Origin of the sequence: Agarivorans sp. Z349TD_8, assembly GCF_050870825.2 — a bacterium.
Lineage (GTDB): Bacteria > Pseudomonadota > Gammaproteobacteria > Enterobacterales > Celerinatantimonadaceae > Agarivorans.
Map to the genome: position 1 here is coordinate 845,182 of NZ_CP194037.2, position 23,262 is coordinate 868,443.

Annotated in this window: 25 protein-coding genes and 1 tRNA gene; 14 read left to right on the forward strand and 12 right to left on the reverse strand. The window is 44.3% G+C overall.

Going from position 1 to position 23,262, the window contains the following annotated elements; genetic code table 11:
- Nucleotides 1–13 precede the first annotated feature (13 nt).
- Nucleotides 14–460, reverse strand: a complete 447-nt coding sequence (locus ACRRS1_RS03710) for a DNA polymerase III subunit chi (protein ID WP_432460941.1) — start codon at nucleotides 458–460, stop codon at nucleotides 14–16.
- 117 nt (nucleotides 461–577) lie between these two features.
- Nucleotides 578–2,086 (reverse strand): leucyl aminopeptidase, encoded by a 1,509-nt coding sequence (gene pepA, locus ACRRS1_RS03715; RefSeq protein ID WP_432454500.1) that lies wholly within the window; start codon nucleotides 2,084–2,086, stop codon nucleotides 578–580.
- A gap of 193 nt (nucleotides 2,087–2,279) precedes the next feature.
- Here pepA and lptF point away from each other — a divergent pair, with 193 nt between their 5' ends.
- Nucleotides 2,280–3,395, forward strand: a complete 1,116-nt coding sequence (gene lptF, locus ACRRS1_RS03720; RefSeq protein ID WP_432454499.1) for an LPS export ABC transporter permease LptF — start codon at nucleotides 2,280–2,282, stop codon at nucleotides 3,393–3,395.
- A 25-nt stretch (nucleotides 3,396–3,420) separates the two neighbouring features.
- Complete coding sequence (lptG, locus tag ACRRS1_RS03725; protein ID WP_432456101.1) at nucleotides 3,421–4,446, forward strand: LPS export ABC transporter permease LptG; 1,026 nt, start codon at nucleotides 3,421–3,423, stop codon at nucleotides 4,444–4,446.
- A 125-nt stretch (nucleotides 4,447–4,571) separates the two neighbouring features.
- Here lptG and ACRRS1_RS03730 read toward each other — a convergent pair whose 3' ends face one another.
- Entirely contained in the window at nucleotides 4,572–5,042 is a 471-nt protein-coding gene (locus ACRRS1_RS03730) for an RDD family protein (RefSeq protein ID WP_432464376.1), read from the reverse strand.
- 204 nt (nucleotides 5,043–5,246) lie between these two features.
- Here ACRRS1_RS03730 and ACRRS1_RS03735 point away from each other — a divergent pair.
- From ACRRS1_RS03735 to ACRRS1_RS03755, 5 genes are all read left to right on the forward strand, one after another.
- Nucleotides 5,247–5,333, forward strand: a tRNA-Leu gene (locus tag ACRRS1_RS03735).
- Nucleotides 5,334–5,722: 389 nt separating this feature from the next.
- A complete protein-coding gene (locus tag ACRRS1_RS03740; protein ID WP_432468369.1) occupies nucleotides 5,723–5,938 on the forward strand; it encodes a hypothetical protein in 216 nt (71 codons plus the stop codon).
- Nucleotides 5,939–6,044: 106 nt separating this feature from the next.
- Nucleotides 6,045–6,638: a hypothetical protein gene (locus ACRRS1_RS03745; protein ID WP_432468368.1), complete on the forward strand. Its 594-nt coding sequence runs from the start codon at nucleotides 6,045–6,047 to the stop codon at nucleotides 6,636–6,638.
- 264 nt (nucleotides 6,639–6,902) lie between these two features.
- Entirely contained in the window at nucleotides 6,903–7,484 is a 582-nt protein-coding gene (locus tag ACRRS1_RS03750) for a hypothetical protein (RefSeq protein WP_432468367.1), read from the forward strand.
- Nucleotides 7,485–7,923: 439 nt separating this feature from the next.
- Nucleotides 7,924–8,316, forward strand: a complete 393-nt coding sequence (locus ACRRS1_RS03755) for an NUDIX hydrolase (protein WP_432464378.1) — start codon at nucleotides 7,924–7,926, stop codon at nucleotides 8,314–8,316.
- A gap of 243 nt (nucleotides 8,317–8,559) precedes the next feature.
- Here the strand turns inward: ACRRS1_RS03755 and ACRRS1_RS03760 are convergent, their stop codons facing one another.
- From ACRRS1_RS03760 to metN, 3 genes are all read right to left on the reverse strand, one after another.
- A complete protein-coding gene (locus ACRRS1_RS03760) occupies nucleotides 8,560–9,369 on the reverse strand; it encodes a MetQ/NlpA family lipoprotein (protein WP_432454494.1) in 810 nt (269 codons plus the stop codon).
- A gap of 88 nt (nucleotides 9,370–9,457) precedes the next feature.
- Nucleotides 9,458–10,150, reverse strand: a complete 693-nt coding sequence (locus tag ACRRS1_RS03765) for a methionine ABC transporter permease (RefSeq protein ID WP_432454493.1) — start codon at nucleotides 10,148–10,150, stop codon at nucleotides 9,458–9,460.
- Nucleotides 10,140–11,174, reverse strand: coding sequence for a methionine ABC transporter ATP-binding protein MetN (gene metN / locus ACRRS1_RS03770; protein ID WP_432454492.1), 1,035 nt, complete (start codon nucleotides 11,172–11,174; stop codon nucleotides 10,140–10,142). Before metN ends, ACRRS1_RS03765 begins: the two co-directional genes overlap by 11 nt.
- Nucleotides 11,175–11,409: 235 nt before the next feature.
- Between metN and ACRRS1_RS03775 the strand changes: the two genes are divergently transcribed.
- Nucleotides 11,410–11,568, forward strand: a complete 159-nt coding sequence (locus ACRRS1_RS03775) for a hypothetical protein (RefSeq protein WP_432468366.1) — start codon at nucleotides 11,410–11,412, stop codon at nucleotides 11,566–11,568.
- 378 nt (nucleotides 11,569–11,946) lie between these two features.
- Here the strand turns inward: ACRRS1_RS03775 and ACRRS1_RS03780 are convergent, their stop codons facing one another.
- Nucleotides 11,947–12,339: a helix-turn-helix domain-containing protein gene (locus tag ACRRS1_RS03780; protein ID WP_432468365.1), complete on the reverse strand. Its 393-nt coding sequence runs from the start codon at nucleotides 12,337–12,339 to the stop codon at nucleotides 11,947–11,949.
- A gap of 82 nt (nucleotides 12,340–12,421) precedes the next feature.
- On the opposite strand from ACRRS1_RS03780, the gene ACRRS1_RS03785 reads away from it, so the two are divergent.
- A complete protein-coding gene (locus ACRRS1_RS03785; RefSeq protein WP_432454488.1) occupies nucleotides 12,422–12,922 on the forward strand; it encodes a DUF2938 domain-containing protein in 501 nt (166 codons plus the stop codon).
- Between the two features lie 69 nt (nucleotides 12,923–12,991).
- Here ACRRS1_RS03785 and ACRRS1_RS03790 read toward each other — a convergent pair whose 3' ends face one another.
- Both ACRRS1_RS03790 and ACRRS1_RS03795 read right to left on the reverse strand, forming a co-directional pair.
- Nucleotides 12,992–13,714: a hypothetical protein gene (locus ACRRS1_RS03790; RefSeq protein ID WP_432468364.1), complete on the reverse strand. Its 723-nt coding sequence runs from the start codon at nucleotides 13,712–13,714 to the stop codon at nucleotides 12,992–12,994.
- 193 nt (nucleotides 13,715–13,907) lie between these two features.
- Entirely contained in the window at nucleotides 13,908–14,360 is a 453-nt protein-coding gene (locus tag ACRRS1_RS03795) for an Lrp/AsnC family transcriptional regulator (protein ID WP_432454486.1), read from the reverse strand.
- A gap of 119 nt (nucleotides 14,361–14,479) precedes the next feature.
- Here ACRRS1_RS03795 and ACRRS1_RS03800 point away from each other — a divergent pair, with 119 nt between their 5' ends.
- From ACRRS1_RS03800 to ACRRS1_RS03815, 4 genes are all read left to right on the forward strand, one after another.
- Entirely contained in the window at nucleotides 14,480–15,409 is a 930-nt protein-coding gene (locus tag ACRRS1_RS03800) for a DMT family transporter (protein WP_432454485.1), read from the forward strand.
- A gap of 279 nt (nucleotides 15,410–15,688) precedes the next feature.
- The gene (locus ACRRS1_RS03805) at nucleotides 15,689–16,516 is read left to right on the forward strand and encodes a substrate-binding periplasmic protein (RefSeq protein ID WP_432468362.1); all 828 of its coding nucleotides are present in this window, start codon (nucleotides 15,689–15,691) and stop codon (nucleotides 16,514–16,516) included.
- Nucleotides 16,517–16,751: 235 nt separating this feature from the next.
- Nucleotides 16,752–17,219, forward strand: a complete 468-nt coding sequence (locus tag ACRRS1_RS03810) for an Lrp/AsnC family transcriptional regulator (protein ID WP_432454483.1) — start codon at nucleotides 16,752–16,754, stop codon at nucleotides 17,217–17,219.
- 143 nt (nucleotides 17,220–17,362) lie between these two features.
- Nucleotides 17,363–18,817, forward strand: a complete 1,455-nt coding sequence (locus ACRRS1_RS03815; RefSeq protein WP_432454482.1) for a pyridoxal-phosphate dependent enzyme — start codon at nucleotides 17,363–17,365, stop codon at nucleotides 18,815–18,817.
- Between the two features lie 387 nt (nucleotides 18,818–19,204).
- On the opposite strand, the gene lepA is transcribed toward ACRRS1_RS03815, so the two are convergent.
- On the reverse strand, nucleotides 19,205–20,998 hold the full coding sequence (gene lepA / locus ACRRS1_RS03820) for a translation elongation factor 4 (RefSeq protein WP_432468361.1): 1,794 nt from the start codon (nucleotides 20,996–20,998) through the stop codon (nucleotides 19,205–19,207).
- A gap of 338 nt (nucleotides 20,999–21,336) precedes the next feature.
- Between lepA and ACRRS1_RS03825 the strand changes: the two genes are divergently transcribed.
- Complete coding sequence (locus ACRRS1_RS03825; RefSeq protein WP_432454480.1) at nucleotides 21,337–21,720, forward strand: hypothetical protein; 384 nt, start codon at nucleotides 21,337–21,339, stop codon at nucleotides 21,718–21,720.
- A gap of 117 nt (nucleotides 21,721–21,837) precedes the next feature.
- Here the strand turns inward: ACRRS1_RS03825 and ACRRS1_RS03830 are convergent, their stop codons facing one another.
- Both ACRRS1_RS03830 and ACRRS1_RS03835 read right to left on the reverse strand, forming a co-directional pair.
- Nucleotides 21,838–22,347, reverse strand: coding sequence for a YgjV family protein (locus ACRRS1_RS03830; RefSeq protein WP_432468359.1), 510 nt, complete (start codon nucleotides 22,345–22,347; stop codon nucleotides 21,838–21,840).
- 10 nt (nucleotides 22,348–22,357) lie between these two features.
- Nucleotides 22,358–23,014, reverse strand: coding sequence for a hypothetical protein (locus ACRRS1_RS03835; protein WP_432468357.1), 657 nt, complete (start codon nucleotides 23,012–23,014; stop codon nucleotides 22,358–22,360).
- Between the last annotated feature and the right edge of the window lie 248 nt (nucleotides 23,015–23,262).

Sequence of the window (23,262 nt, forward strand, 5' to 3'; positions counted from 1 at the left end):
GGATGTCTTGACTCTATTTAATTTCTGGGTTTGTGTAGGCCACGGTGTCTAGTTGTAGACCCTGTTGGCGATACACTCGATAACGTTCTCTAGCCGCTGCTTTACCGATTTCATCCGCGGGTACAAAATCGATAAGATGTTGAAAATTTCTGGCAAAATCGACCGCAGTGCTGGTGAGATTCACCAAACATTGACGGCGTTGCCTTGGTACCTGCCAGGTTATTTCGACAGGCGCTCCCCCTTGGGGGCCTTCACCATTGAGATTGTGCGGTACAAACTGTTCTGGTTCAAACTGCCATAGCAGCTCATCAAGTCGCTCGGCGTGCTGTTTTGACGCACAATAGACGACGATCCGCTCACCATTTCGATAGTATTGTGCGACGATTTGACACACTATTTTATCGAGGGCCTCGCTGTCACTGATGACCGAATCGGGCATGATATAAAATTTCGCATTCATACGCTAGAGACTACTTGTTCCAAATACGCGAGCCAAGCCCTGTCGGGCTATATTCGTGGTGCTTATTTAAACCAAAACAGGGAGCAAGGCTCCCTGTTGGTTGATTTAGAATGTTGCTTATTCTTCGATTTCCTGACCAGATTTACTGAGTAAAAATTGAGTCAGTAGCGGAACTGGTCTGCCAGTTGCGCCTTTTTCGCCACCTGATTTCCAAGCGGTACCTGCGATATCGAGATGAGCCCAGCTGTATTTCTTGGCAAAACGCGATAAGAAACAGGCCGCGGTAATTGAACCTGCAGTTTTACCACCAATGTTCGCCATATCGGCAAAGTTGCTCGCCAGTTGTTCTTGGTACTCTTCACCGAGTGGTAGCCGCCAAGCTTTATCACCACTTTGTTCGGCACTGTTGAGTAAATCATGAGCCAATGGATTATGTGGTGTCATTAAGCCAGAAGTATGATGGCCTAAAGCGACGACACAGGCACCGGTAAGGGTGGCGACATCAATCACTAACTCTGGATCATAACGTTCTACGTAGGTAAGTACATCACATAGAACCATACGACCTTCAGCATCGGTATTGAGAACCTCAACGGTTTGTCCTGACATGGTCGTAATCACATCGCCGGGTCGATAAGCGTTGCCTCCGGGCATGTTTTCACATCCAGCTAAAATACCGGTCACCTTGAGCGGCAATTGTAACTCGGCTAGGGCTTTCATAGCGCCATAAACACCAGCTGCGCCGCCCATGTCATATTTCATCTCATCCATGCCTGCGCCAGGTTTTAAGGAAATACCACCGGAGTCAAAGGTTAAACCCTTGCCAATTAATACCAGCGGTTTTTGCTCTTCACAACCAGGAGCGCAATATTCGATGATGCTCATCATCGATTCATTATCGGAGCCACGACCAACCGCTAAGTAAGAGTTCATTTCTAGCTCGGCCATTTGCGCTTCTGCAACCACGCTCACCTTAATATTGTCATAATCATTCGCAAGTTGTTGTGCTTGGTCTGCTAAATAGCTCGGATTACAGATATTGGGAGGCAGATTGGCTAAATCTTTGGCATGTTTCACACCATGCGCGACAGCCAAACCATGTTGCACAGCGCTTTCTCCGATAGCCAGTTCACGACGTGTTGGCACATTGAAGACAATTTTGCGCAGTGGACGACGCGTTTCCTCACGATTGCTTTTGAGCATGTCGAAGCTGTATAAACTTTCTTGAGTGGTTTCTACTGCTTGGCGTACTTTCCAATAAGTATTACGTGATTTGACGTGTAACTCAGGTAAGAAACAGACCGCTTCCATAGAACCGGTATCGTTTAAGGTGTTGATCGTTTTGGTGATAATTTGACGGTATTGACGTTCGTTTAATTCACGTTCTTTGCCACAGCCCACCAAGAGCACGCGTTCGCTCAATACGTTGGGTACATGATGTAGCAGCAATACTTGTCCTGCTTTCCCTTCTAGATCACCGCGGCGTAATAGGGCACTGATATAGCCGTCACTAATTTTATCTAGTTGTTCGGCAACTGGTGATAAGCGACGTGGTTCGTAAACACCGACGACTATACACGCACTACGTTGCTTTTCAGGACTGCCACTTTTTACGCTAAATTCCATGAATGCTCCTACAATTAGCAAAACTGGGTTAAGATAGTTTATCTGCTCGAATGGATCAGTTGATCCTAGCGACTGTTTAAATAAATATGAGTGATACAGTCACATTTAGCTATGTGAAACTGTACAAAATAGAAAGTTTATCTGAAATTTTTGCTATTACCAGCAAAGTTCCAAGTTTGAAGTGAATGACTGAGTGCTAATATTCCGCTACTTATTTAAAGAAACGGCCAAAACACAACTCGCAGTGCTTGCTGTTTTGATGCTAATTTTCACCTCGCAAAAGTTTGTTCGGATCTTAGCTCAGGCTGCCGAAGGCAATGTTGCGGGTGAGATCATCGCCAAGGTGATGCTATTAAATGTCCCTTCTTTTTTAATTCTTATCTTACCGATTAGTATGTTTATCGGTGTGTTAGTGGCTCATGGGCGCTTATACGCCGATAGCGAGATGGTGGTATTACAAGCTTGTGGTTACAGCACCGCTCAGTTATTGCGTGATACCTTGGTCTTGGGTTTGCTGTTTACCGTCGTCGCTGCTGCGAATACTTTGTATGTTAGTCCCTACACTAACTATTTGGAACAACGCTTGTTTGACCAAATGGACGCCGAGGCTGGTATGTCGGTGTTGGTACAAGGCCGTTTCGAATCGCTAGGCGGCGGGGTGGTGACCTTCGTTGAACAAATAGAAAATAAAGGCGAACATCTTGAGAAAGTATTTGTGGCGCATACGCCTGCCGCCGGTTCTGAGACCCGCCCATCAGTGGTTATGGCTGAAGAAGGAGGCATAGAGCGCCGCAGTGACGGTTCACAATGGATGGTACTCAGCAACGGCAAACGCTATGAACAAGCGCCTAAAGATTTAGATTTTAGTATTTTACATTTTGAGCGTTATAAAGTTTATTTACGCGAGCAAGAGAGTACTCAATCACAACGGCGGTTGTGGTCACAACCCACCATGGAATTATGGGGGGCGACCGAGTTAGCACAAATTGCTGAATTACAATGGCGAATTTCTTTACCGTTAACTATTCCGATCCTTACTTTTATGGTGGTGCCCTTAGCTGCCGTGAACCCAAGGCAGGGGCGTTACGCAAAGTTATTGCCAGCTATTTTGTTGTACCTTAGTTACTACTTGTTATTGAGTGCCGCTCGCAGTGCTGTTGAGGAAGGGACTTTGCCACCCCACATTGGTTTGTGGTCGGTACATGCGCTGATGTTTAGTATTGCCCTGAGTTATTTGTTTATTCGTAGTGAGTATTACTTGAAAGTGCGTGGAAAATTTAAAGGAAAGGCCTGTGTTTCGAATACTTGATTGGTACATTGGCCGAACGATTTTAATGTCTAGTTTGTTGGTCTTGGTGACCCTACAAAGCTTGAGTATGATCGTAAAATTTGTTGAGCAACTGGGCAGCGTTGGTCAAGGGGATTACCAAGTGGTGGATGCCCTATGGTATGTGTTGCTGAGTGTGCCTCGCGAGTTAGAAATATTTTTCCCTATGGCTGCCTTATTAGGTGCCCTGATCGGCTTAGGATCTTTGGCCAGTACCAGTGAATTGGTGGTGATGCAAAGTGCCGGCTTATCTCGTTTTAATATTGCTTCGGCGGTGCTTAAAACGGCTGTGCCGATGATGATCGCGATGATGCTTTTAGGAGAATATGTTGCCCCTTCCTCAGATTTGGCGGCTAAACAGTTACGTTCTAGCAAGATGTCTGGTGGCTCATTGGTTGCGGTACAACGTGGGATATGGGCTAAAGATGGCGATAGCTTTGTGAGTATTGGCGAAGTTCAAGAAAGTAAAGATATATTCAATATTACGATTTATCGCTTTAATCAGAATGCCGATCTTTACCAACAGGTAGAGGGTGAACGTGCTATTTATGATAAAGATTATTGGTTGATCGATCAGGCTGTGGTGACCGATTTTAGTGATGATGGAGTGACTCGACAACACTTCGACCGTTATCGATGGAATAGCAGCCTCACGCCAGAAAAATTGAGTGTAGTGACGATTAAACCCCATGATTTGTCGATCTCGGGAATGTACTCTTACATTAGTTATTTGCAACAAAACCATCAAGATCCCGCTCGCTACCAGTTAGCCTTAGCACGTAAATTGATGATGCCTATACTCACTGGCATCATGATGTTATTAGCTCTGTCTTTTGTATTTGGTCCGTTGCGTAGTTCCAGTATGGGCGCAAAAATAATGATGGGTGTTGTGGCGGGATTTAGCTATTACATTCTTGATCAAGTCTTAGGTTCGATGAGCTTAGTTTATGGTGTGCCCCCTTATGTGAGCGCAGCCATTCCAAGTGCATTGGTACTTGGGATTGCCTTGTATTTGATCAATCGCCGCGCATAAGTGGTGAGTTAATTAAAACAGCCCTCGCGATGAGCTTATTAATCGCGTGGGCTACTGCCATGATTGCAGCCTACTGTTCGCGTTTTCTGCGCGGCTATTTTTATCATCTGGTGATTTAAATAGGGTTACTTTTTAGGTAGGGTGACCACTTGGCACTTTCCCCATATATCTTGAAAAGCAGTTTTGTCTTTGGTGAGTAATACCATTACGTTACCTAGCCCAAGGGCTGAAGTGAATAAGCGGATCAGCGCTTGGGTATAGGAAATATTCGATCCATCTTTATTTTGAACTCGCAAACGCCAGGCTCGCATTCCGATTGTTTGGCCTTGGTTGTGCCAAAACCAAATATAGAACAAGATGATGCTGCCCCAAATTAGCCCCTGAAACCAAATTTGTGTCACCAAGTAACTCGAGGGCTCCACTCCCTCGGGGAGCGTGAGTAAGCCTAAACTACTACTGACGGCAACCATGGCCAAGCTCAACATGGTTACGACCATCGCAATGGCTGTTGCCATCACTGCATCATAAATATAAGCACCTAAGCGGCGGAAAAAGCCTGCGGTTGGAAGGGCTGAGAGAGAAGCTGCTTGTGTCATAGGATGTTTCCAAAAAAGTGAGGCCTTCATTCTAGCAAAACTCAGTTCACCACCACCAAACTATTGCCGAATTTTGCCAACATAAGCTTATAAAATGCTCGCGCGAGCAAATCTTAAACACTTAGACGGCTTATTCTTAAAAAGCACTTGCCAATCTAAAAACGCAGCTTATAATGCCAATCACTCGCTAAGGCGGGGAAAAATGCCAGAGTGATGAAATTGGTAGACATAGGGGATTCAAAATCCCCCGTTAGAAATAACGTGCCGGTTCAAGTCCGGCCTCTGGTACCAAATTAGAAAAAGCCGTCCTAGTGACGGCTTTTTTGTGTTTCAAAATCACTGACGTGTAGTCTCCCCCCAACATTCAACTCCTATACCGTCTCATCCTATGCTCTGTAGACAAATCATTTGCGAAGTCATTATTCGGCGGCATTCTACTCGGGTACGATTGTAGGGTAATTTGTCATCCATTCTTCTCGTGTTAAGTAGGTTTTAGCGCCACTTTTATAGTACTCACTGCTTTTATCTACAATCGAAAGGTCATCGGGCGTTGTCGTTATCATATAGAACCAAGTTGGTTTCGTGCTTAAGTACATAAATCGACTGCCCCCAGCACCAGGTAAACAGTTCGCGTTAGCGAAGTCACCTTTTGATACCGACGAAGAAACCGTTGGGTACCGATGGTCATTTATCATGCAGATGGAAAAGGCGGCTACTGTAAACCAGATATCTGTTCAATAAGTAACATTGATAAAACTGTACTAATTATTGAAGTTAAAACTGGTGGGGCTGATTTATCTACTCAACAACAAGTTGGATTTGAGCCAGTGGGAATAGATAGTAAGGGCGAGCCAATGTATCGTATACCGCCAGATGCAATTGCTTCAGGTCAATAGCTGATAAATTGGATTTAAAGGCGGGCGAAAAAATTGGGACCGCTTATCCTGATGGAATATCAGTAAAAATAGAAAGAGTGGCAGGCTTAAATGAGGTGGGAGAGTCATGAAAAAACGAGAATTTTTAGCTTTTTATAAGCAGCGTTATGAAGGCAGGAATATGGGAGGGGGGGCTTGGGAGTTTATTTTGGAAGAGGATGGAGACTATGGTTTTTTAAAAATCATGCCTCGCTTGTTAAAATCTCCACCTCTGCAATATATCGAGCCACAGGTGTATATGGCACCCTCTTGGTTTGCTGAGCTGGTAAGGGAGATTAGAGAAGATAATGAATTAAATCATTTGTTCTGGGATGTGTTAAGGTACAAACCGGATAATGGTGAAGTACTTGATGAGCATTTACCGCAAACCTTAGTGATGGCTCAAGAGTGGTACAAAGAACAAAGTAAGCCGGAAGTAATGGGAGCTTTTTTAAAGCGAATTCATGAATTTGGCCCTTCGATTGGCCCTGTGCTTAAACAAAGGTTCTATTACTCTTGTGTATTGAAAGGGGATGTTGAATTGCTTGAGGCAGAGCGCTTGGCTCAGGAAAACGGTACAACTAAATTACCCCCTGCTTATACCTTACAGTTTTTTACCAATGCGGTGCGTTTAGCTAAAGAGTACCGCTCTGGTGAGCGAGTATGCCCGATAGACTTTTAGGCATGTTGGTCGCTTGCCTAAAATAAAAGGGCCCTTAGACACTGACCTCTTTTATTATTTATCATCCATTATTCCCATGCTTATTCGTTGGAAATAGATGCTAAGGGCGAGCCAATGTATCGTATACCGCCCGATGCAATAGTATCAGGTCAATTAGCTGATAAATTGGATTTAAAGGCGGGCGAAAAAATTGGGGCCGCTTATCCTGATGGAATACCAGTAAAAAATAGAAAGAGTGGCGGGCTTAAATGAGGTGGGAGAGTAATGAAAAAACGAGAATTTTTGGCGTTTTATAAACAACTATTTGAAGCTATTAATATTGGTGCAGGGGATTGGAATTTTAATGTGGTCAAAGAAGGGAATCATGGTTTTTTGAGTATAGTTCCCTGCCTACTGAGATACTCGCCTACGCAATTTGTCCAGATGGGAGTATACATGAGCCCTTCTTGGTTTGCTGAGTTAGTCGGCATTATCAGAGAGGATGAAGAGTTAAATTGGTTATTGTCTGATATTTTGGATTTTCGCCCCGAGAATGGTGAAGTACTTGAAGAACATTTACCGCAAACCTTAGTGATGGCTCAAGAGTGGTACAAAGAACAAAGTAAGCCGGAGGTAATGGCGGCTTATTTAAGCCGCGTGTACGAGTTAAAACCTTTTAGAAATGATGTTTATTACTATTCTTGTGTATTAAAAGGGGATGTAGACGCACTCGAAACAGAGCGCTTTGCTCGCGAGAACGACACCAGCAAGTTACCCCCAGCTTATACCTTGCAGTTTCTGACTAATGCGGTGCGTTTAGCCAAAGAGTACCGCTCTGGTGAGCGGGTGTGCCCGATAGACTTTTAGGCATGTTGGTCGCTTGCCTAAAATAAAAGGTCGCAGAGTCTGGGGGCTCTCCGCGAATGTATTTATGACTTTCGAGCCTCGTTTCAAGGGGGCTAGTGGCTCATTTTTGCAAGGTTTTTAATGCTTGCTATCGATGCTATTTTTTTAACTTTAACCGCTTATCTCGATGAGCCCTTAAATCAATCATTTGGTTAGACAACACCTTATAATGCTTAATTGAATTGGCTTGAAAACGGTGGTGTTTACCCGCGGTTTTCACTGTTAGCCCAAGCACCTAAAAACCGAAATGGCTGCCCGTCGATACTTTGTTATTTTCACGAATATATTCTCTTGGTTAAAGAGTGTATGGATGGCGACCAAGTTAAGCCAGTTGATTTTTAGTCTCTCGTCAAAAATAATGATCTATTCATTACATGCTTTATATCCATGAGGGGTAAAAATGGAACAGTTGGTGAGTGTCGGGTGGCTCTATAGAAAAGGAGAGCGCTTACTCTGTGTGAAGTCTAAAGGTAAAGATAAATTTTTTATCCCAGGTGGCAAGCTGGAGAGCGGAGAAACCAATGAAGTTGGCTTACAGCGTGAAATTCGCGAAGAACTGAGTATTGAATTAGCTCTCGATTCAATTCAGCACCAATTCTCGATCACTGATACTGCATATGCTTTAGCCAATACTCAGCTGACAATGCATTGTTACACCGCAAATTTCACGGGGGATATATTTGCTAACGCAGAAATTGAAAAGGCTGAATGGTTGGGACTTTCTGAAATGAGTTGCTGCGCACCAGCGGCGCAGAAAGCACTTCATCGCGTTCTAAAAACCCCCAATGCTTAGGTCTTAAATTTGAGATGGATCTATGGCCACAAACGTTGACTGCAAGATTGGTTTTCTGAGATTGATGAAAGAGTCTTAAAATGCCCGTTTTGCTATCGCTCGACGGGCATTGTTGTTGGCTGATTAATCAGCGATAAAAAGGCTTATCTTCTATGTTCAGTGAGCGTGATGCGGGCTCTTTATTCGTAAAAGTAAACGCGATGTTTAATTTTGCTCACTCATTTTCTAGCGGCTGTTGCTTGATTACCAGCCTTTTACCACTCCGCCTTTAAAGATTGTGGAAGCCGCTTGGTATACTTCATCGGTTTGGTAGGCTTTTACAAAGTTTTGCACATTTGCTGCGTTAACGTTGTCTTCGCGAGCCACGATTAAGTTGACGTAAGGCGATTTTTTACTCTCTACAAAAATACCATCTTTCTCGGGTGACAAGTCGATGCTACTAGCGTAAGTGGTGTTGATAATCGAAAGGGCAACGTCATCAAGTGAACGAGGCAATTGGGCGGCGTCTAATTCAACAATGCTAATGTTTTTAGGATTAGCAACGATATCGCGAACGGTGCCTTGTAGACCAACGCCGTCACGTAAGGTGAGTAGGCCTTGCTGCTCAAGAAGAATTAATGAGCGACCAAGGTTGGTTGGATCATTTGGAACCGCGATACGTGCGCCGTCTGGCAGTTCTGCGATAGTTTTAATTTGCTTTGAGTAGCCGGCGATTGGGTAAACAAAAGAGTTACCTGCGATAGCCAATTTATAGCCGCGATCGAGGATCTGTTGATCCAGATATGGTTTATGTTGGAAGGCATTGATATCAACAGAGCCATCATCTAATGCTGCATTTGGTGTGACGTAGTCGGTAAAGGTCACTAACTCTACGTCTAGGCCGTATTTTTCTTTGGCTACCTTGGCTGCAACTTCTGCTACTTGAGCTTCTGCTCCGGCAATTACTCCAACTTTAATCTTGCTTAGGTCGGTCTCTTTCTCGCCACAACCCGCTAAAACTAAAGCAGATGCCGCCAGGCTAACTGCGAGAATACTTTTAAGACTAAATTTCATGCTGTGTTTCCTGTAATTAATATCTATTTTTGTCGATCTGGTGGTCGTTTTTAAAACCGTTATTTGCAAATTTTTTCGTTGAAAATCACTATCTGTGGTCGACCCGTCTTACAATCAAGTCGCCAATCGACTGAATAATCTGGACTAAGATGATGAGCATCACTACAGTCACGGCCATAATCACCACATCATAACGGTGAAAACCATAGCGAATAGCCACATCACCTAAGCCTCCTCCACCAACAGTGCCTGCCATCGCAGAATAACTGACTAAGGTTACTAGTGTGATGGTGACGGCATTGATAATGGTGGGGAGCGCTTCGGGCAGTAAAACTTTGGTGATGATTTGCCTTGGCGTTGCGCCCATCGACTGCGCTGCTTCAACTAAACCAGAAGGAACCTCTAGCAGTGCGCCTTCGATTAAACGTGCAACAAATGGGATTGCACCAATCGTTAGCGGCACAATCGCGGCGGTGGTGCCAATAAAGGTACCTACTAGCAGCTTGGTGAGTGGAATAATTGCGACCATGAGCACTAAAAACGGTACCGAACGACCGATATTTACGATTGCACCTAATATTCGGTTTAGTTTGTTGTTTGCAGCTAATCCACCTTTTTTAGTGATATGTAAAATAACACCTAAGGGAATACCAAGTGCAAAACCAACAATGCCCGCGACCGACACCATGTAGAGGGTTTCGCCCGTAGCGCCGAGTAGTAACTGACCATTGAAGTTTAGCCACTCCACGATTTGTTGAAATGAAAAACCGTTACTGGACATAACCAAGTACCTCCACTTTGACTTTATGTTGTTTCAGAAACTCAATCGCTGCGCTATCGTCTGCTTCATTGCCAAGTAGTTCGGCGACCATCATGCCAAATTTCACCCCTCCGGCGTAATCAAGATCGGAACTCAAAATACTGACATCGATATTAAATTGGCGAGCAATTTGACTGATCAGAGGTGCGTCAACCGTTGCTCCCGTAAACTCTAAGCGCACTAAGGGGTGACTTCCCACGACTCTTTTTGTGTTTAGCCGTACTCGGTAATCTTCGGGGATAGAGAGGTCTAAAGTTGAGCGTATAAAGTCATGAGCCAGTTGGGTTTTGGGATGCGCAAAAATTTCACCAACGGTTCCCTTCTCTACCAGTTCACCACCACCGATGATCGCGACTTGATGACAAATACTCTTCACTACATCCATTTCATGAGTGATCAGTAAAATGGTAATGCCAAGTTGCAAGTTTATCTCTCGTAACAACTCCAGAATCGACTGAGTGGTTGCGGGATCAAGGGCACTGGTGGCTTCATCACATAACAGTACTTTCGGATCAGAGGCTAGGGCTCGCGCAATCGCGACTCGTTGCTTCTGACCGCCACTAAGATTGGCTGGATAGGTGTCTCGTTTATCGGTGAGGCCGACTAAGTCCAAGAGCTCTGTTACTTTACGATCAATCTGCGTTTTATCTGTGTTTGCTAGCTCTAAGGGCAGCGCGATATTGTTGAATACCGTACGTGAAGATAGCAAGTTGAAGTGCTGAAAAATCATCCCTATATTGCGTCTAGCTTGGCAAAGTTGTGGGTGTGAAAGAGTGGTGAGATCGACCCCATCAACAATGATTTGTCCCGAAGTTGGCGCTTCCAGCATATTGACACAACGGATCAAGGTACTTTTACCTGCACCGGATGAGCCAATCACGCCAAAAATGGTTCCTTGAGGAATAGAAAGGTTGATGGCATTAAGCGCAACAATCTCTTTCTCTCCTTGATAGAAAACCTTATTAACATCGCTGATTTCAATCATTTACATAGGCCTATACAAGAGAGCTTAGAATTACATGCTAAGGTGTGACTGAATGGTAGAAGGATGCTATGGATAAGTGCCCTTGAAGTCAATGATTAATTAGCCGTCCAGAAGTCTAATTGGGTGTTTTAACAAATCTAATTTGTTCTGAGTTATAGCCTGCTGCTATAAGAGCGCTTTGTGGTTAAACCAAGCGCTATGAAATTCTGTTGTTGTTTGCAGTGGGGGGCGCGTTGTGGCGGCTTTTTATTTGCCGCGCTGGCAACTTGGGATGATTGTACCGCCATCAAGCGGTAAGGCTGGCTACTTGCAACAAGGGGGGGATTGGCCGCCGTCGTTTATTCAACTTGGTTATTTTGTGTTATTTGTGAAACGCAAAAAGTCATCGAAATAATCGATGACTCGTCACAATTTGAATCTAAAGTCCTAGACCTTTCTTTGGCGATTTTTTGGCTGCTTTGACTGCTTTCTTTTCTTTGGCGGTTAACAGCGGTTTCTTCTTGGAGCCTTTTTTACTGTCTTGTCCTTTACTCATGATCATTTCCTATTTGGGGAAGCACTTAAACCTGCAGTTAGTTTGGATCCAACCTTAGGAGAATTGCTATGCATTGAGCTCAGTAAACGGAATGCGTAACCATTTCAGTATGGCCTCATGGCGCAACAATAGATATAAATAGCTTACTAGTTTGCCATCACAGGCAATTGGGCTGTTGCTGACAAAGCCTATTTTCCTGAGTTCAGGTCAGTTAACACCGTGCCTGGTCCGATAAATCTAAGATAGATCACGCTTCACTGCGCTCATCATTTTCTGAAATGACGGGCATTCTAAATGCGAAGTTTGTGGGCAAGTTGCAACATGAAAAAGGCTATTGCGTATTGCTTGTAGCTGTTTAATTTGCGCATCAATCTCAGTCGTTTTTTGGATTAACAATGTTCTATCGATAGACAATTCATCGTTTGCATCGAACATCATTGAAATTTCAATGAGCGATAGCCCTGCCATGCGGCCCAAAGAAATAATATTTAATTTATTCAATACACTTGGAAAATATTGTCGGCGTAGCCCTTTTCGACTGGGGGAGTGGATCAGCCCGATTTTTTCATAATATCTTAAGGTTGAAGGTTTTAAACCAGAGCGACGAGCTACCTCTGCAATATCCATCATATCTCCTATTGACTTAAAGTCGACTTCAAGTTGTACCCTGTTTGTGAATCTATCAAATTAAGAGCTACAAGGGGAATATTTAATGCTTACGAATCTTTGTTTACAAGCCGTTTGGATTGGTATTGGAGCGACGCTGGTCATGGATGGTTGGTCGTTGTTCCAAAAAAGAATACTCGGGATCCCAGCGCTGGATTATGCGCTGCTTGCGCGATGGGTATGTTTCATAGCAAGGGGGCAGCTACTGCATCGAACGATTGTGTCTACACCGCCGGTCAAGGGCGAAAGACTTCTCGGTTGGGCCTTACATTATGCAATTGGGATTGTTTTTGCGATGGCTCATGTGTTTTTATTCGAAGAGGTATGGCTGGCAAGTCCAACACTGCTGCCTGCGTTGATCACCGGGATTGTGACCTTGGTATTTCCTTTTTGTATCATCCAACCTTGTCTTGGTTTTGGGTTTGCGGCAAGTAAAACAGCGGCGCCTCGGTTGGCGAGGGGGTTAAGTATCGTCACTCACAGTGCCTATGGCATTGGCCTATTTTGCAGTGCCTTAACGTTACCCTGGATACTCAGGGGGGCTTAAAGTCGCGCTCTGGTTTGAGCTGAGCCGCGACACGCCGATAGTTTGATGAAGCAAGCCGGTCGGTTTTGCTTAAGTTATCCTTTCCATAAAAGAGCGGAAAAATTCTTTGAGCCTATCGATATAACTCGGGGGAGTTTCAACCCGCGGTTGATGGCTATAAAACTGCTTCAGATAACGCTGTGCATGGCTTTTTCCTGCCACATCATTACTTGATTGCAAATAAGTGATTCGTTCGTGAAACGCCAGCACCTTAGTTTGTGATTTGAATATCGGCGTATATTTTAGATCAAATTGACTGGCAGTTTGCCGATCAAAGTAGCAGCCTTGATCCGCATTAGGGATGTGTTTCCAATAGGGCCCAGTAATATCGAAAACATCGAAGGTGTTATTCCCAAAGTCCAGTTCAATCCATGTGTGATAAAGGTTCTTCACGTTATCGTTATTTGACAAGGCCTTACGTATTCGCTTGCTTAGTGTGTTGAGCGTTTTGGCGTCTTTATCTGCTGGTTCGAGCAGGCCAATCACAACTCGTGTTTGTTTACAGTGAGCGATTCTTTGTTTCACTTGATCGACAATCGCCAAGTGCACTGGCAGGCAATTGAGGCGCATATCCTCGCCTATATCTTGAGTATCATAGGGGGTGACACGCCAATACCGAGCTCCGTTTGGTCCTGCGGTATAAATCTCTCTGAGAGTTTTTTGGGCGGATTTTTTTAAGTCAAAAACGTCATTTTTATGAATCTGATAGGGAAGCGTAATCGTCAAACGAACCTCTTTGAATGTTTGCAACATGATCGCGATGAAGACCGCAACTGGAGTTTAGCAGTTTATGGCTTGTGGACACTCGAGTCATCAACTTCAAACCGAGATTGTTATTCAATCAGCTATTAAAGCCGTGATTGAGGTGATATGACTAAGTCATTGTGCCGAGCTTAGGGCTGGGAGTGACTTTAAGTTTGCTCTTGAGCTTGCAAATCGATTCGCTTTAAAAAGGATAGGCTAGGCTCTGTTTTACATTTTCCATCACTACATTTGAGCTGAATTTGAGTATGGTTTGGTCATCCAGAAATAACTCTCGGGTGATTTCTTCATATCTTTGCATACTGGACGCGGTAATCATCAGTATAAAATCTTTTTCGCCCGCCATGTAGTAACACTGTTGTACTTCGGAGTGCGCCTTGGCTTTTTTCTTGAAGTTGTCAATCACGGTGGTGCCACCTTTTGCCAAGGAAACTTCAACAATAATAGTTATGAAGTTGCCTAGCGCGCGGCTATTTAATATGGCGACTTCTTTTTCGATGGTTCCCGATTCCCTCAGTTTCTTGATCCTTCTTTGAACCGCAGTTGCAGACAGTCCTATTTCATTTCCAAGATCTTCAGAGGTTTTTTTGTTGTTTAATTGTAGTTTCGCTAAAAGTTGTCGGTCGAAGTCATCCATGTGCAGTTTTTCTCCATATTAAGTAAAAATCAGCCGAATTTATGCGTGTGTCAGTATTATAGGCTGCGATTTGAAAGGCGGGTAGGCATAAACTGGATAGACACGAATAATGGGGGAAAATGATGATGTTAATGATGGATAAGCGAACCATGGTTGGGGTGGGTCTCGGTTTAATTGCCTCGATGATTTGGGGCAGTTGGCCGGTGGTGTCAAAAGTCGCTGCGCTGCAAAGTTTGTCTCCTTTAGATATTGCGACCCTTCGTTTCAGTATTGCCGGTTTTATCTTGTTGCCGGTACTGCTGTTCCATGCGATCAAACTAAGCGTGATTTTTAGTAAAGGTGCTATTTTAGCTGTTGGTGCCGGGGCACCCTACGTGATTCTTGCAACTTCGGGGATTAATTTGTCATCGAGTGCTCACTTTGGAACTATTGCACCGAGTACCATGTTGGTATTTTCTACCCTTGGGAGCATGTTTTGTTTTGCGGATAAATTGACGCCCAGCCGATGGTTAGGGATTGTGCTGATCATTTCCGGCATTGTCTTTATCGGCAAAAGTAGTTTTGAGGAATTGAATGCCGACATTTTATTGGGTGATCTTATGTTTGTAGGCTGTGGCGTTCTTTGGGCTTCTTTCACATTACTCTGTAAATTTTGGCAGTTAAACTCTTGGGTCGCGACCGCGATGGTTTCTGTGGTTTCGGCTGTTGTTTGTTTACCAATATCTTTACTCTTCAATCCGGGGGCACTGACTCAACTTCCGGTGGACATGTTGGTTAATCATGGCTTGTATCAAGGCGTATTGGTGGCGATTGTTGCGCTCTATTGCTACGCCAAAAGTATTAGTATTTTGGGCGCTGCCAAAGGCGCTATATTTGCGGCACTAGTGCCTCCAATTGCCTTGGTATTAGGCGTTATAGTGCTTGGTGAGTCGCTGACTAGCGCTGAGTTCATTGGTTCTGCAGGTATCTTTCTAGGTATGCTGTTTTCTCTTGGAATGATCAAATATCAGGGCTTTGGCTTGGTCAATTTGACGAGGAAATCAAATTAAATATAAGCGATAATTGGTTTGAAAAGGCCATGTAGGTTAAAGCCACTAGTAAAATCGAGAGTCAAGCAAGGTTTGCAGAGAAGACTGTTTGAATACCGCATACCAGGTTTAAATATTTAATTGATAAAATTCATAAAAGGATGACCCTTACAAGATATCTTTTGAGATGTATAATCTGCAACATGCTGTATTTCTAAGTTGTACGCTGCTGATACAGAGTTTTACAAAAAGCACTGAGCGCTTAAGCCTTCCCATTACTCAGCAGTAAAGGAGCAATCAATGAAAGGACTTCGGGGCATTCTCATCAACTTGGCGGCTTATGCCATGTTAATTATGTCGTTTGCAAGTGCAGCACAAGAGACTCGCAGCATTGTTATTGCCACGACAGCCTCCGCAGGCGGCCCCTCTGGGCCAGTTTTTGATCATATAGATAAGCAACGTTTAGCAGACCGACCCGGTTATCGTGCTGAGTTGTTGCTGCAGGCTGGTGAGCGCTGTGGTGTTGAAATCAAGTTTTTGTTAGTTCCATGGAAAAGGGCGCTGTTGTTGGTGGAGTATGGTGGTGCAGACGCCGCTTATTCTTCAAGCTATAAAAGCGAACGGGCGGTCTATGGTGCTTATCCTATGAAAGACGGACTACCGGATCCAGAGCGGGCGGTAAGAGGCTACTTTTATCAATTGTTTACGCTTAAACAAAGTGACTTAAAGTGGGATGGAAAAAAGATCAGTGGTCCGAGGACCCGTATCGCGGTTGAACGAGGCTCTGCTGGTATCGATATTGTAAAACGTTTGGGCTTAAAACCGCTTGAGTTTAATGATGAGCAGCAGATGCTGGATATGCTGGTTGCGAAGCGGGTCGACGGCGTTGTTGCGATTGGCGGCAATGTTCAATCGGTGATTGCCTTTGCACCGTTACTCGCTCGTCAGATTAAAATATTACAGCCAGCGCTCAAATCCAAGCTCGGTTATTTGATGTTTTCGAAGAATTTTTATTTTGAGCATACCGCGTTGACGGAGTGTATTTGGAATGCCATTGGTAATATACGCCAGTCCGCAGACTATAAGGCGTTGGTTCAGTCCTATGGTGTTTCTGGGTCGAATTATTAGGGTATCCTTTGCTCTATTCAATGTAAGGCTCTGTTGAACAGCCTCCATCGCTTTTTCTCATCTGTTTGCATCACTCACAAAATACCGTCTGATTCGCTTATCGTGGCACGATGCTACAGACCTCATTTTTTGAGGTCTCTCGAGTGTGCCGAAATATTGTAACGATCCAGTTCTTTGCAAATCTCATTGATTCAGGGAAACTACTGTTCAAACAAAGTGAGATAAGCATGTGGAAATGGATAGTTTAGATTTAAAGATCCTGTCAATTTATCGCAAAGACACTAAAAAGAGCGCTGAGTATATCGGTTCCATGGTGGGTTTATCGGCTTCTGCCGTTCAACGTCGGATTAAGCAATTACGAAGTAGCGGCATGATTGATAAAGAAATCGCGGAGTTGAATGCCGAGAAATTCGGAATTCAAATGCAGTTTATTATTCATGTGGATCTGATCGATGAGCGAAATACCGATATTGGTCGCTTCGAAAATAAGATGCGAATTCATCCTTGCGTACTGCAATGTTATTACGTTACCGGGCAAAGTGATTTTTGTTTGCTGATTGCAGTGAAGAGTGTGGCTGAGTTTGATTCATTTACTCAAAACATGTTGATGGATGATGACAATGTTCGAAGTTTTACTTCTTCGTTAATTATTCGCCAATCGAAACAGGACGCTTCAGCTTTTATCGAGCAACTGTTGGAGTAGTTGTTGGTGTTTCAGATGACGAAAATATGCGTGTTTTGCTGATTTTAAGCCGGATTTGTGCAGCTTTTTTATAAACAATGGCGCTATTGATTACCTCTTTCTCTTAGCATATTAAGACTCATTTTAGTGAAGGAAATACAATCATGTCTGAGATTATGGAAGTGCTGACACCTGATAGTGATGTATCGGGAAGCCTTCGAAAAAAAGCGCAAATTGTGACCGATTTTGACGATAATCTGCGCTCTTGTGTCAACAACTTACATGCCACCTTAAATGATGTTCGCCATAGGCTCGGATTTGGTCGAGCTTTAGCTGCGCCACAAACGGGGCTGTCTTTAAGGATTATTGTGGTTAACTTGGGGGCTGCGCCAATCACCTTGATTAACCCGGAAATCACTTGGCGCAGTGACGCTATGCAGTCGGTTTGGGATGACTGTTTAAGTACCCCAGAACTGATCGTTAAAATCCAACGGCATCAAAGCATTAGCCTCAAATACCAAAATATTCACGGTGAGTTTCGTGATTGGAATGAGCTTCCGGCCGATTATTCGGAGCTATTGCAACATGAGTATGAACATCTCGATGGCGTGTTGATGATTGACCACGCGAAGGGAGATAACGTGTTACCGTCAGCGCAGAAATCGAGGGTTTGCCCACCAGTGGCGGAGTCGAGGATCTCTTTAAGTAAAATCCAGAGGGCACACCAGCATATCAACCCCTTGTTTACCCAGTCTCGGTTATTCCGTTCTTCCTTTTTAAGCCAAGCTTGCAAGGCCAATATCTGGCTTAAAGATGAAACCGATAATCCGATTGCTTGTTTTAAGGGGCGAGGAGCTGAACACTACCTCTCTACAGTATTCAGTCCTGAGGATAAACGGCCAATTGTTTGTGCGAGTGCCGGTAATTGGGGACTTGCACTGGCTTGGAGTTGTCAGCAGCGAAAACGCCCGCTAGAGGTTTTTGTTCCGAGCAATGCGAACCCGCTTAAGGTTTCTAAAATCAAAGCATTAGGCGCTAAGATTCAGCACTATGGTGATGATTTTGATAGCGCCAAAGAGCAAGCCAAGCTGTATAGCCAACAGCATGCTTATTGTTTTCTGGAAGACGGTAAAGAGGTGGCTGTTTCAGAAGGCGCTGGAAGCATTGGGGTTGAGTTACTCAGCAAGGGCCAGCATTTCGATGCGGTATATATTCCGCTGGGAAATGGGGCCTTGATCAACGGTGTTGCGCGCTGGATAAAAGCATCCTCGCCGAGTACCCAGATTATCGGTGTTGTTCCCAAAGGTGCCGATTCAATGTATTGCAGCTGGCTACAATCTCGTGCGGTTGAGCGTGATTCGGTGAATACGATTGCCGATGGGCTTGCCGTAAGAAGCCCCATTCCGGAAGCGGTGATGGACATGCAAGGTTTGGTAGACAAGGTGATTTTAGTTGATGACCCGCAGATCCAGAGGGCTATGGAAGATGCCGAAACTGCCGATTCGTTGAGATTAGAGCCTTCTGGTGCGGTTGCTATCGCTGGCGTGATTGCAATGAGCGAAGAGCAAGCGCTACAAGGTCATATCGCTGTATTGCTTACCGGAGCAAATCGCGCCTAAGCCGTTTCAGCGACTGCTTATACCAATTTGATTCATTGTATTATCAGCCGCGTTGAATAAATCTGCTGATAAAGAGGCATGAATAGCTGTAACTAGTGGCTCTAATTACAAGGTTTATAACGAAGTTAGCGGTGATTTAGGCCAGTAAAAATGCGCGGTTCATTAGTTAGATTGGTATCATATCGGGTTTGATATAAAACCTCCTGTCGACCGTTGTCAGTCGACAGGAGGTTTACGAATTAGCTTGAATGTTATGACATTTGATACGAGTGAGTTGATATTTCGTTCTTATATCTGTTGTTCCGCTTCGGGTCATCGATTATGGCTGAAAGATCAGCTCCCAGTTTTGGGAGCGTCATTTCATGTTAGCTATATAACCAATAATTTTTAAGCGAGGAGTATTGCGCTAAAGATTTCCCTAGATATTTCCATCCTTAGAGCCCCTCGGCTATTTTTACGATGCTCTCGTTGCTGGCGTATCATTCGCTGTTTTGCTGAAACACTACCATTGAACCCAGACGCAAGCATATTTTTACGTAATGGTGGAATATCTACGCGAGCAATCGCTTTATTGTTAACCACTGCTTGGGCAGGTACCGGATAAAGTTTACGCGGCATGAGGTATTTCAATTTGTTTACCAGCGCGGTGCCGCGCTGAAATGAGCTATCGCGAAGGCTAATAAAGGTTAATGCATCGACAACTTGGGTATCGATATGAATATCAACTCTAACTAGCTCTGAGCGTTTGTAACCATCTGGTTTATAGTCAAGCGTTGCATAGCCTTTGCTGGCAGATTTAAGCTCACTAAAAAAGCCATTAATCATCATTGCTAGGGGCATGCTGTATTCGATGAGAACGTCATCATCGGAAAGGTAGGACATATTCATATAGTCCCCCATTTTGCTGTCACACAATTCTAGAACTCTTCCCGAAAAACGAGAGGGGGTGCTAATGCTCACCCTTACTAAGGGTTCTTCGGCATAGTTTAGAATATCGTGAGATGGAAACAGAGCTGGATTATCGACTTCTAGAATCGTGTTATTTTTTAAAATACACCGGTAATTCACGGTTGGTGCAGTGGTGATTACGTGTTGTTGATATTCCCTTTTAAGGCGTTCTTCAATTATTTCTCGATGCAGCATGCCGAGAAATCCGCAACGAAATCCAGCGCCTAAAGACTCTGATACGTGAGGCTCTACGGAGAGTGAGGCATCATTCAGTTGTAGTTTTTGCATCGCATACCTCAGGTTTTCAGCATTGCCTTGTAGGTCGGGATAAATGCCGCAAAAAACCATTGGTTTTATTTCTGTGAACTTTTGCACTAGCTCTGTTGCCGGCTGGTGGCGTGATGTTATTGTATCTCCAACATGCACCGCGCGAATATCTTTTATAGCCCCAGTGATATAGCCTACATCACCCGTATTGAGTCTTCGAGTCGGGGTCATTTGGGGCATGAAATAACCCGTCTCAATCACTTCAAATGACTGACCTGTCGATATGAATTTAAGTGTTTCCTTTGGCGATAGTTTGCCATCCATTATTCTTACATGCAGGATCGCACCACGGTAACAGTCGTAGTGAGAGTCAAAAATATAGGCTCTTAGAGGGTTTTTGGGATTGCTCCTGGGGCTAGGGAATCGTTTTGGGATCGTGTCAAGCAAGGCTTCAACACCCTCTCCGGTTCTTGCTGACAAGTGCATGATATGTTGTAGGGCAAGGCCATCAATTGCCGATAGCTGCGTCATCACCCGCGCAAGATCAGCCTGAGGGCTGTCAATTTTATTCACGACAGGCAATATTGTGAGCCCATGTTGTTGAGCAAGACGCAAGTTAGCCAGTGTTTGTGCTTGTACACCTTGAGTCGCGTCAATCAGTAGGATAGCACCTTCACAGGCAGTAATGCTGCGGGATACTTCAGAAGAAAAATCGACATGACCTGGGGTGTCAACAAGATTGAATTGCCACTTTTTTCCAGTTTTGTCTTGCCAGAGCATGTGAACGGTTTGCAGTTTAACCGTAATCCCTCGTTCTTGTTCGATATCCATCGAATCTAATATTTGATCTTTCATTTCACGGGCTGTGAGGGTATGGGTGTATTCGATCATGCGGTCGGCAAGGGTTGATTTGCCGTGATCGATATGGGCGATGATGCAGAAATTACGAGTGTTAGAATTATTCATTGAATGGAGCCTTGTATCAATATGGGGAACCCACAGAAAATCAGCATTTCTAAAGGAAGTGCTGGGGGGAGCGTGGCGCCATGAAAGCGCGTTTTGATACATTTTTTAGCCGTCGGCATGATAAAACGGCTAAAATTTTCAGTCAATTATTTTTATCGTAGGGAGATCCTGTCATTTTTGTGGGTGTGAAAAGCGTTTGGTGGCATGGCGGTGGTATAATGCCTTACTCCATACTGTTTGATCATGTGGTGACCAGAAAGCAATAAGGGAGATTCGATTGTCGACCCTCGCTTAGTTAAAAAATACCATTGTTTCCTCTGTAATAGATAAGGAATGACATGAACGCAGAAATGACGATCCTCGAGTGGACCGATACCGCGATTGGCCATCGACTGTGGCTGGAAAAACAAAGCTATTCTAGTACTAGATTATGCTTGAAAGTGGTGAAAGATGTGGTGCCGGAAATTTTATATCTCGATTTAGTGATGTGTCATGATAAGGCGGTAAAAGCGTGGCAAGGTCAAGCCTTCGCGGTATCTTCAGTGTTTGATGATGGCCACTTGTATTCTCAAGTTCGTTGTTTACTGAATCTAAGTGATGGCTGTGTGCTCTGGTTAGTTAATCATATTAAGCTACCCAATGGTCAAAAGATGTCGGCAGATAAGCTGACTTTTGTACCAGGTATGCGCTGTGTGAATGGTGCCTTAGCCGCCATTGATTAACTGCAATTATAAGCAATTCAAGCGGTGAAAGCCTTTGCCTAAGCTGTCGCAATAATAGTCGTTTATGATTGTTTTATGCCATCTACAGCCACCGTGCCCTTGGCTTATCTCGAATACTTATTCAATCGCTTGCTTGTTGTTGGCTCTGATGAGCTTGATGATGGTATAGGAATTGACCAAGATAAAGGTTGTTTCCATCATCGTGCCACCAATGGAGCCCAACAACAGGTTGTTGCCTAACCAACAAAAGGAGTTGAATAGAAGCAAGGCGCGAAGTTTTAAGCCTTCCGTTTTAAATAGCCCCCAAGTCGCTAAGGACGTACCAATAATGGGGAGCAGTTCATAGGGATTATGCATCGCCAGCACACTCATTAACCACAACAGGGCAATAAAACTCCACATGACGCCGCTGGACTGAGTTTTGCTAGACGCATAGGTTCTTAACGCGCTAATGGCACTGGCAAACACCGCCGTATAAGCCCCCATTAATATAAAGTGACCACACAGCACAATTTGAAAAATGGTCAGTCGGCGTCTAAATGCATAGCCATCTTGGGTAAAAAAGGCACTGATACCGATTAGGAAAGCGATCAGGCCGACAACTTGCGCGAGGTTTAATTCTGGCATGATAATTCCCTTAAATTTGACTGAATTGCAATTGCTCGCGTAAGTAGTGAGCGGCTAACTCGGGGCTGTTTAATATGCTTATATTTGGTTGTTGAATATATTGAGTCGCATGGGCCATCGAAGCCTGTGCAAGTACAATGACATCATCATCGAGACGCTGTTGATTGATGTGTTGGGCAATGGTACGTGCATAGTTGTCGGTGTCGCCCGCCAGATAATAGGACCAGGCTTGGGGGACTAGTTCGGCGTTTACTCTGGGGGTTTTCGCCTGTTGTTGGGCACAGCTGGCGATTAGCTCAAGGGTTGGAGTGAGTGTGCTTTGCAGCGCGGCAAATACTCGCACTCGCTGGGCTTGAACTGCTTGATTGGCCATGGGACGGTCGACTCGGATCACTCGGGCGGACACATTCGGGGTATTTTCTGCAATGTCTCCGATGGTTGAGCAGGTACATACAATCAGCTCTGCGCCTGCCTGTGCGATTTGTTGTATTACTTGTTGTACAGCTTTAATCAGCTGTTCACTTAAGCCTTGCTCGATGGCTCTTTGTAGTAATTCGGGGTGAACATAGTGCTTGATATCGAGTTTGTTCATCTCTAAGTGTTGCTCAAGGTAGGGTTTAAACAGGGCGATATTGGCCTCTAGAGTATAGAGCAGAGCTAGTTTCATGCAGTCTTGCCTCATCCCCTGTGAATCTGGAGATCATGGTTGATTTTACTGGATAAATAAAGGTTTATTATGGAAGCTTTTTGGCTTGAAGCAAGCAGTATACTCGTTCTTCAGCGGTGAAAGCGCTTGTTCCTTAAGCTGAGCATATACACCTCCAGCACCCATGGCGATCGGTTTTATGGTTTTCCGTGCCGTGCGCAAAGATTGCAGTTGCCCATATTTGAAACAATTCTTCGCCATCTTTGGAT

Bases quoted from the DNA above. Each gene is read 5' to 3' on its own strand.
- ACRRS1_RS03710 (WP_432460941.1), bottom strand. From the start codon at position 460: ATGAATGCGAAATTTTATATCATGCCCGATTCGGTCATCAGTGACAGC.
- pepA (WP_432454500.1), bottom strand. From the start codon at position 2,086: ATGGAATTTAGCGTAAAAAGTGGCAGTCCTGAAAAGCAACGTAGTGCG.
- lptG (WP_432456101.1), top strand. From the start codon at position 3,421: ATGTCTAGTTTGTTGGTCTTGGTGACCCTACAAAGCTTGAGTATGATC.
- ACRRS1_RS03730 (WP_432464376.1), bottom strand. From the start codon at position 5,042: ATGACACAAGCAGCTTCTCTCTCAGCCCTTCCAACCGCAGGCTTTTTC.
- ACRRS1_RS03740 (WP_432468369.1), top strand. From the start codon at position 5,723: ATGGTCATTTATCATGCAGATGGAAAAGGCGGCTACTGTAAACCAGAT.
- ACRRS1_RS03745 (WP_432468368.1), top strand. From the start codon at position 6,045: ATGAAAAAACGAGAATTTTTAGCTTTTTATAAGCAGCGTTATGAAGGC.
- ACRRS1_RS03750 (WP_432468367.1), top strand. From the start codon at position 6,903: ATGAAAAAACGAGAATTTTTGGCGTTTTATAAACAACTATTTGAAGCT.
- ACRRS1_RS03755 (WP_432464378.1), top strand. From the start codon at position 7,924: ATGGAACAGTTGGTGAGTGTCGGGTGGCTCTATAGAAAAGGAGAGCGC.
- ACRRS1_RS03760 (WP_432454494.1), bottom strand. From the start codon at position 9,369: ATGAAATTTAGTCTTAAAAGTATTCTCGCAGTTAGCCTGGCGGCATCT.
- ACRRS1_RS03765 (WP_432454493.1), bottom strand. From the start codon at position 10,150: ATGTCCAGTAACGGTTTTTCATTTCAACAAATCGTGGAGTGGCTAAAC.
- metN (WP_432454492.1), bottom strand. From the start codon at position 11,174: ATGATTGAAATCAGCGATGTTAATAAGGTTTTCTATCAAGGAGAGAAA.
- ACRRS1_RS03780 (WP_432468365.1), bottom strand. From the start codon at position 12,339: ATGATGGATATTGCAGAGGTAGCTCGTCGCTCTGGTTTAAAACCTTCA.
- ACRRS1_RS03785 (WP_432454488.1), top strand. From the start codon at position 12,422: ATGCTTACGAATCTTTGTTTACAAGCCGTTTGGATTGGTATTGGAGCG.
- ACRRS1_RS03790 (WP_432468364.1), bottom strand. From the start codon at position 13,714: ATGTTGCAAACATTCAAAGAGGTTCGTTTGACGATTACGCTTCCCTAT.
- ACRRS1_RS03795 (WP_432454486.1), bottom strand. From the start codon at position 14,360: ATGGATGACTTCGACCGACAACTTTTAGCGAAACTACAATTAAACAAC.
- ACRRS1_RS03800 (WP_432454485.1), top strand. From the start codon at position 14,480: ATGATGATGTTAATGATGGATAAGCGAACCATGGTTGGGGTGGGTCTC.
- ACRRS1_RS03805 (WP_432468362.1), top strand. From the start codon at position 15,689: ATGAAAGGACTTCGGGGCATTCTCATCAACTTGGCGGCTTATGCCATG.
- ACRRS1_RS03810 (WP_432454483.1), top strand. From the start codon at position 16,752: ATGGATAGTTTAGATTTAAAGATCCTGTCAATTTATCGCAAAGACACT.
- ACRRS1_RS03815 (WP_432454482.1), top strand. From the start codon at position 17,363: ATGTCTGAGATTATGGAAGTGCTGACACCTGATAGTGATGTATCGGGA.
- lepA (WP_432468361.1), bottom strand. From the start codon at position 20,998: ATGAATAATTCTAACACTCGTAATTTCTGCATCATCGCCCATATCGAT.
- ACRRS1_RS03825 (WP_432454480.1), top strand. From the start codon at position 21,337: ATGAACGCAGAAATGACGATCCTCGAGTGGACCGATACCGCGATTGGC.
- ACRRS1_RS03830 (WP_432468359.1), bottom strand. From the start codon at position 22,347: ATGCCAGAATTAAACCTCGCGCAAGTTGTCGGCCTGATCGCTTTCCTA.
- ACRRS1_RS03835 (WP_432468357.1), bottom strand. From the start codon at position 23,014: ATGAAACTAGCTCTGCTCTATACTCTAGAGGCCAATATCGCCCTGTTT.